Here is a 7,006-nt window from a genome sequence, read left to right on the forward strand (position 1 = left end):
GGCCGGCGCGCGTCGTCGACCGGGCCGCCGCCGGCGACACCTTCGTGGGCGCGCTGGTGGCCCGGCTGGCGGCAGGGGTGCCGCGCGCGCCGGCGAAGGGCGCATCACCGCTCCCGCATGGGGGCACGGCGGGCATCACCGAAGCGGAGATGATCGACGCGGTGCGCTGGGCGACGGTCGCGGCATCCGTCTCGGTCACCCGTCGGGGAGCCACCGCCTCCATGCCGACCCTCGCCGAGGTCGCCGCGATCCTCGCCTGAGCGCCTCCGTCCCCTTGCCCACTCCCGCCCACGTTCCCCGTCCCTCTCGCTGCCCGGCCGCCCACCGCACGCCCACCGGCCGCCCACCGGCCGCGAGAGCGGGTGAATCGTCGCTTTGGGCGCGCCGTACCGACGATTCACCCGCTCTCGCGGAGGTGGGAGGCGGGCGACGGGCGAGGGGGAGGAATGGTCGCGTGGCAGTCTCATGAAGGTCTCGACGTCGAGGAATGACTGAAGGGTCGAGAGGCGCTCAGAGCAGGGGCAGGTGCCCGACGAGGTCGGCGCGCTGGCCGGAGGCGGCAATGCGCCCGGTCGCGAGGCCGTCGGCCCAGGAGAGGGTGCCGGTGGCGAGGGCGAGCCAGGTGGGGGCATCCGTTTCGACGACGTTCGGCGGTGTGCCGCGGGTGTGGCGCGGCCCCGCGATGCACTGCACCGCGCCGAACGGCGGCACCCGCACCTCGAGGGTGTTGCCGGCGGCCTGTTCGGCGAGCAGCTGCAGCGTGTATCGAACCGCGAGGGCACGGATGTCCCGACTCGCCTCGCCCTGCCGCGCCGCGTATTCGCGCACCGCCGCGCATCCCACGCCGTCGTCGATCCTCGCTCGTGCCATGCCTCCAGTCTGCCTCCTGTCCCCACCCCACGCGCATTCTGCGCCGCTGCGCGTATGGCACGCCACGCGCGCAGCGGCGCAGCACCCGCGCAGCACCCGCGCAGCACGCCGGGGCCCTCGGCGCGACCCCGGGCAGCCGGGGCGCCCCACCCGGGCGGGGTGTGGCGGCATCCGCTAACCTGACGAGGTGAAGATTCTGGTCCTCGGTTCCGGTGCCCGCGAGCACGCCATCATCACCGCGCTGCTCCGNGCGGCATCCGCTAACCTGACGAGGTGAAGATTCTGGTCCTCGGTTCCGGTGCCCGCGAGCACGCCATCATCACCGCGCTGCTCCGCGAGGAGCCTCAGCACGACGTCGTGGCGGCGCCCGGCAATGCCGGCATCGCCCGGGATGTGCCGGTGGTTCCGCTCGACCCGGCCGACCCCGAGCAGGTCACGAATTATGCGAACCTCAACGGGATCGAGCTCGTGGTGGTGGGGCCGGAGGCTCCACTCGTCGCCGGGGTCGCCGATGCTCTGCGCACGCGAGGCATCCCGGTCTTCGGTCCGGGCCGGGCCGCGGCCGCCCTCGAAGGCAGCAAGACCTTCGCCAAGCGCATCATGGATGTCGCGGGCGTGCCCACCGGACGCGCCGAACGTGCCGGTTCGCTCGCCGAAGCCACGGCCGCGCTCGACGAATTCGGGGCTCCCTACGTGGTCAAGGCCGACGGCCTCGCCGCGGGCAAGGGCGTGCTCGTCACCGTGGACCGAGCCGCCGCCATCGACCATGCCACCTACTGGCTGCAGCACGGCAGCGTGCTGATCGAGGAGTTCCTCGACGGGGCGGAGGTCTCCCTCTTCCTGCTCAGCGACGGCCACAGCGTGCTGCCGCTCTCCCCCGCCCAGGACTACAAGCGCCTCGCCGACGGCGACCTCGGCCCGAACACCGGCGGGATGGGTGCCTACTCACCGCTGCCCTGGCTCGACGCCGAATTCGGCAGTGAACAGGCCTTCGTCGACGAGGTCATCGAAACGATCGCGCTGCCGACCGTGCGCCAGCTCGCCGCCGAGGACACCCCCTTCATCGGGCTGCTCTACTGCGGCCTCATTCTCACGGCCGAGGGCATCCGGGTGATCGAATTCAACGCCCGGTTCGGCGACCCGGAAACCCAGGTAGTTCTGCCGCGGCTGGTCACCCCGCTGTCGGGTCTGCTGCTCGCGGCGTCCACCGGTGGCCTCGGCGGCCTGGCCCGCCCGGTATTCTCGGCCGACGCCTGCGTCACGGTCGTGCTGGCGAGCGAGAACTATCCGGATGCGCCGCTCACCGGACGCGCCCTCACCGGCCTGGCCGCGGCATCCGCTGTGCCCGGCGTCACCATCGCGCACGCGGCGACGTCCGTCGTCGACGACACCCTCGTCTCCACCGGCGGACGCGTGCTCAGTGTCGTCGCTGTCGGTGACGGCTTCACGGATGCCCGCGCCCGCGCCTACGAGGCCCTTGCCCTGATCACCCTCGAGGGCTCGCAGTACCGCACCGACATCGCCGCCCGCGTCGCCGACTGAGTCAGCAGGGCCGACCGCCCGGCCGGCTCGGCTGGGCCGCCCCGCAGAGGGCCAGATCCGTTCCCATCGCTCCTGGTGCCGGGCCGCGACGTGCAGAACTCCTGCAATTTCTTGTGCCGTTTCGGCGAAGGCCCGGAATCACGCGGTGAGTTGACCGCCGGGCCACGAATAGCAGGAGTTATGCACGTTCCGCCGGACAGAGGCGCCAATCCCGCCTGCCTCCCGTTGGCGCGGGCACCGACCGGTGCGCAAGAATGTAGCCGTGACCGCACTCGCCCAGCCCGCCGCATCCGCCCCGCTCGACCTCCCGGGATGGCGCCACGCCTACTCGGGCAAGGTGCGCGACCTCTACGTTCCGGATGCCGCGGCCGACCTCGCGGCCGCCGCACGCGTGCTCGTGGTCGCCAGCGACCGCGTCAGCGCGTTCGACCACGTGCTGGAGCCCGGTATCCCGGGAAAGGGTGACCTGCTCACCACCCTCAGCCTCTGGTGGTTCGACCAGCTCGCGGGCATCCCCAACCACCTTGTCCCGGACCATACCGTCAACGGGGCCGTGACCAGCCTGATCCCGGCCGCCGTCGCCGGGCGCGCCATGCTCTGCAAGACCCTCGACATGTTCCCAATCGAATGCGTCGTGCGCGGGTACCTGACCGGATCGGGCTGGAAGGAATACCAGGCCGGCCGGACGGTGTGCGGCATCCCACTGCCGGCCGGACTGCAGAACGGTGACCGCCTGCCCGAGCCCATCTACACCCCCGCGTGGAAGGCCCCGATGGGCGAGCACGACGAGAACATCTCGTTCGAGCGCACGGTGGAGCTGGTGGGGGCATCCGTCGCCGACGAGCTGCGCCGCCTGTCGCTGGAGATCTTCGGACGCGCCTCGGCGATCGCCGACAGGGCCGGGGTCATTCTGGCCGACACGAAGTTCGAGTTCGGCGCCGACCGCGTCACGGGCGTCATCACGCTCGCCGACGAGGTGCTGACCAGCGACTCGAGCCGCTACTGGGACGCCGCCCTCTGGCAGTCCGGCCGGGCCCCGGAACAACGGATGGCCAGCTTCGACAAACAGATCGTGCGCGACTGGCTCGCGGCTCACTGGGACCTGACCGGCACGCCGCCGGCGCTCCCGGCGGAGATCATCGCGCAGACGGCGGCCCGCTACCTGGACCTGTTGGAGCGGCTGACGCACGCGGCGTCGCGGGGCGTCACACCCCGGCGGCCCCGCGCAGCAGACTGATACGCTCCGGCCATGCGAATCAAGATGTGCAGTGTCCACGTGAACGATCCCGCCGCCGCGTTCGACTTCTACACGTCCGTTCTCGGATTCGAGAAGCTGATGACCATCCCCGAGCATCAGCTCTACGTCGTCAAGTCGCCGGAGGATCCGGACGGGGTCGGCCTTCTCCTCGAGCCCAACGACAACAGGGTGTCCGCGAAGTACGCGCAGGGCCTCCGCGGCCTCGGTCTGCCGGCCATCGTGTTCGGCACCCCGGATGTGCAGGCCGAGTACGAGCGACTGCGCACCCTGGGCGTTCAGTTCGCCGGCGCCCCCAGCACGGATGCCGACGGCACCTCCGTCATCTTCGACGACACCTGCGGCAACCTGATCCAGCTCCACGAAGACGAGCGGTAGCCGGCGCCCGGGCGCCGCGGCCGGAATACCCGGCCCGGATCATCCGTTGAGGCCAGTGTGAATCGATCTGCGAACGACCTGCTGCCCGCGTCCACCGGTATGGGCGCGGTCACCCTGCGCGTGGGCGACCTGGACGCCATGATCACGTATTACCGTGACGCGGTGACCCTCGACCTGCAGAGCCACGAGGGGCCGGTCGCCGTGCTCGGCCGCGGAACCGTGCCGATCGTCATTCTGCAGCACGCCCCGGAGCTGGCCGCCGCCGAGCCCCGCTCCAGCGGCCTGTTCCATACCGCCATCCTCTTCGACACGCAGGCGCAGCTCGCCGCGGCCGTCTACTCGGTGGGCACGACGCATCCGGGATCGTTCACCGGCAGCGCCGATCACCTGGTCAGCCAGGCCTTTTATTTCACCGACCCGGAGGGTAACGGCATCGAGCTGTACTGGGACCGCGACCGCACCGAGTGGAGCTGGTCCCACGGCCAGGTCGAGATGGCCACCCTCTACCTCGACCCGAACACCTTCATCGGCGAGCACCTGACCCGCGACGGCCAGGCGCATCCGTCGACCGGAAACGCCATCGTCGGGCACGTGCACCTCTCGGTCGGCGACGTGGGCACGGCCCGCGAGTTCTACGTGGACCGCCTCGGCTTCGAGGCCACGGCGAGCCTTGGCGGCTCGGCCCTGTTCGTCTCGGCCGGCGGCTACCACCATCACATGGCCATGAACACCTGGAACAGCGCCGGCTCCGGCAAACGCCGCCTGGCCCTCGGGCTCGGCGAGGTCGACATCGTCCTGCCCGGCACCGACGACATCACTGCCCTGAACGAACGGATGTCCCACTTCGGGGTGCAGACCCGTCACGACGGGCAGACCCTCGGGTTCGACGACCCGTGGGGCAACCAGATCGTGGTGCGCGCGAAGTAGCCCGCGAATCCGCCCAGTGTCGCCATTTGCGCCGAGGCGACCCACTCGGGCGGCGACTCTCGGCAGAAGTGGCGACTCTCGACGAGCTAGCCGCTACATCCGAGCTCGGCGCGGTTAGGCGCCCGCTCCGGACGCCGTGCTACCGCCACTCGAGGCCGCCCGGGTGGCCCGGCGGCTCAGGCCGTGCACCGCCGCCTGGTACTCCCGGGCGCCCAGCGGGCGTCCCGGCAGCTTGGGCCGGTCCCGGTCGACGGTCCGCAGCCCGTCGAGCACGATCGACAGCTGGCGCCGCCACTGGCCGGTGTAGCCGCCGCCGAGGGTGCCGAGTGAACCCACCATGGTGACCAGGACCGCCAGGTCGACCGCATCGACATCCGTTCGAAGGTCACCGTCACGTTTGGCCTGCGTCACGAGGCCCGACAGCACTGCCCTGAACGAGGCGGCCTTGCCGCGGGCCGGGTCGATCGTCTCCATGCGCTTGAGGATGGGCGGCAGCGACGGGTCGGCGACCAGCCACTCGGCGACGCGTTCGGTGTAGACGACGATGCCGTCCCACGCGGTGGGGGCGGCGGCGATCTCGTCGCGCACCGAGGCCAGCTCGGCGAGGGAGATGTCGTGCAGGGCCCTCACGAGGTCGTCCCGGGTGGGAAAGTTGCGGTACAGCGTGGCCACGCCCACGTCGGCGCGGCGGGCGATCTCCTCCAGCGAGGCGTCCACACCATGCACGGCGATCAGCGCCCGCGCCTCGATGAGGAGACGCTCACGGTTTTGCCGGGCGTCACGCCGTCGGGGCTGCGCCCCATCCTGCGGGGTCGATTCGGGCGAATTCATGAACTCGATTCTACGACCCGAACCTTGGCGTCGCGGAGGCTGACCTCCACGACCCCCAGCCGGGTGCCAGCCGGTTGCGCCGGGCGGGGCCTGTCCCGCAGAATGCAGTCAGCCCCCGAATGAAACGGAGCACCATGCCGGTCGAGCACAACACCCGCGAGTTCGATCCCGAGATCGTGACCGATTTCCGGGAGCGGATGAGCTACGGCTCCTACCTCGATCTGGACACCCTGCTCGGCGCGCAGAAGCCGGTCAGCGCGCCCGAGCACCACGACGAGCTCCTGTTCATCATCCAGCACCAGACCACCGAGCTGTGGCTGAAGCTCGTGCTGCACGAGTTGCGCGCCGCGGCCGCGTTCCTCCGCCAGGACCAGGTCGCCCCGGCCCTCAAATGCATCGCCCGGGTCAAGCACATCCAGCGCACCCTGACCGAGCAGTGGTCGGTTCTGGCCACGCTCACGCCCAGCGAATACGCCGAATTCCGGCACTTCCTGGGCAACTCCTCCGGGTTCCAGTCGTACCAGTACCGGGCCGTCGAATTCGCGCTCGGCAACAAGAACCGGCGCATGCTGAGCGTGTTCGAAAACGACCCGGATGCGCACGCGCTCCTCTCCGAGATGCTCGAAGCTCCCAGCATCTACGACGAGTTCCTGCGTTACCTGCACCGGCAGGGGTTCTCCATCCCGGCATCCGTGCTGGAGCGCGACGTCACGGAAGCGTGGGTGCTGCATCCGGAACTCGTGGCCACGTTCCGCGAGATCTACGAGAACGCGAGCGAGCATTGGGGTGCCTACGAGGCTTGCGAGGAACTCGTCGACCTGGAGGACAACTTCCAGCTCTGGCGGTTCCGGCACCTCAAGACCGTGCAGCGCATCATCGGCATGAAGACCGGCACCGGCGGGTCGAGCGGCGCCGCCTTTCTGCAGAAGGCGCTCGAGCTGACCTTTTTCCCCGAGCTGTTCGCCGTGCGCACCGAACTCGGCACATGAGGCACGGATGACCGGGGGCCGGCCGGGCGGGTCGGCGCCGGCCGGGCCGGGTGGGCCGGCCGGCCTGACCGTGCTGCCGGGTTTTCTCGACGCGCATGTGCACTTCGCGCTGATCGACCCGGCGCCGCTCACCGCGGGCGGCGTCGCGCGCGTGCTCGACCTCGGCGGGTGGACACCGCCGGCGGGGGCGCCGACGGCGGCGGAAGCGGAAGCG

8 protein-coding genes and 1 pseudogene are annotated in these 7,006 nt (G+C 70.6%); 7 read left to right on the forward strand and 2 right to left on the reverse strand.

The genetic code is table 11. The features are described 5' to 3' along the window. Nucleotides 1-260, forward strand: a 260-nt coding sequence (locus tag E3T23_RS14155) for a PfkB family carbohydrate kinase (protein WP_241977976.1), incomplete at its 5' end; no start/stop codon positions are given. Nucleotides 261-510: 250 nt separating this feature from the next. On the opposite strand, the gene E3T23_RS14160 is transcribed toward E3T23_RS14155, so the two are convergent. Then, the gene (locus E3T23_RS14160; RefSeq protein WP_134371176.1) at nt 511-870 is read right to left on the reverse strand and encodes a sterol carrier family protein; all 360 of its coding nucleotides are present in this window, start codon (nt 868-870) and stop codon (nt 511-513) included. Between the two features lie 273 nt (nt 871-1,143). Here E3T23_RS14160 and purD point away from each other — a divergent pair, with 273 nt between their 5' ends. The 4 genes from purD to E3T23_RS14185 all read left to right on the forward strand — a co-directional run bounded on the left by purD (nt 1,144) and on the right by E3T23_RS14185 (nt 4,972). After that, on the forward strand, nt 1,144-2,412 hold the full coding sequence (gene purD / locus E3T23_RS14170; RefSeq protein WP_134371180.1) for a phosphoribosylamine--glycine ligase: 1,269 nt from the start codon (nt 1,144-1,146) through the stop codon (nt 2,410-2,412). 262 nt (nt 2,413-2,674) lie between these two features. Next, on the forward strand, nt 2,675-3,649 hold the full coding sequence (locus E3T23_RS14175; protein WP_134371182.1) for a phosphoribosylaminoimidazolesuccinocarboxamide synthase: 975 nt from the start codon (nt 2,675-2,677) through the stop codon (nt 3,647-3,649). Nucleotides 3,650-3,661: 12 nt separating this feature from the next. Then, the gene (locus tag E3T23_RS14180; protein WP_134371184.1) at nt 3,662-4,045 is read left to right on the forward strand and encodes a VOC family protein; all 384 of its coding nucleotides are present in this window, start codon (nt 3,662-3,664) and stop codon (nt 4,043-4,045) included. Between the two features lie 99 nt (nt 4,046-4,144). Then, nucleotides 4,145-4,972, forward strand: coding sequence for a VOC family protein (locus tag E3T23_RS14185; protein WP_134371188.1), 828 nt, complete (start codon nt 4,145-4,147; stop codon nt 4,970-4,972). A 114-nt stretch (nt 4,973-5,086) separates the two neighbouring features. Here E3T23_RS14185 and E3T23_RS14190 read toward each other — a convergent pair whose 3' ends face one another. After that, the gene (locus E3T23_RS14190) at nt 5,087-5,803 is read right to left on the reverse strand and encodes a TetR/AcrR family transcriptional regulator (protein ID WP_134371186.1); all 717 of its coding nucleotides are present in this window, start codon (nt 5,801-5,803) and stop codon (nt 5,087-5,089) included. 134 nt (nt 5,804-5,937) lie between these two features. On the opposite strand from E3T23_RS14190, the gene kynA reads away from it, so the two are divergent. Together kynA and E3T23_RS14200 are read left to right on the forward strand one after the other, a co-directional pair. Continuing rightward, nucleotides 5,938-6,792: a tryptophan 2,3-dioxygenase gene (gene kynA / locus E3T23_RS14195; protein ID WP_134371190.1), complete on the forward strand. Its 855-nt coding sequence runs from the start codon at nt 5,938-5,940 to the stop codon at nt 6,790-6,792. Between the two features lie 7 nt (nt 6,793-6,799). Continuing rightward, nucleotides 6,800-7,006: pseudogene (locus tag E3T23_RS14200) on the forward strand (hypothetical protein); the annotation flags it as partial.

The sequence above is a fragment of the Cryobacterium cheniae genome (assembly GCF_004403395.1).
Taxonomy (GTDB): domain Bacteria; phylum Actinomycetota; class Actinomycetes; order Actinomycetales; family Microbacteriaceae; genus Cryobacterium; species Cryobacterium cheniae.

Excerpts from the sequence above, each read along its gene's own strand:
- E3T23_RS14160 (WP_134371176.1), bottom strand. The coding sequence starts at position 870 with ATGGCACGAGCGAGGATCGACGACGGCGTGGGATGCGCGGCGGTGCGC.
- E3T23_RS14180 (WP_134371184.1), top strand. The coding sequence starts at position 3,662 with ATGCGAATCAAGATGTGCAGTGTCCACGTGAACGATCCCGCCGCCGCG.
- E3T23_RS14185 (WP_134371188.1), top strand. The coding sequence starts at position 4,145 with ATGGGCGCGGTCACCCTGCGCGTGGGCGACCTGGACGCCATGATCACG.
- E3T23_RS14190 (WP_134371186.1), bottom strand. The coding sequence starts at position 5,803 with ATGAATTCGCCCGAATCGACCCCGCAGGATGGGGCGCAGCCCCGACGG.
- kynA (WP_134371190.1), top strand. The coding sequence starts at position 5,938 with ATGCCGGTCGAGCACAACACCCGCGAGTTCGATCCCGAGATCGTGACC.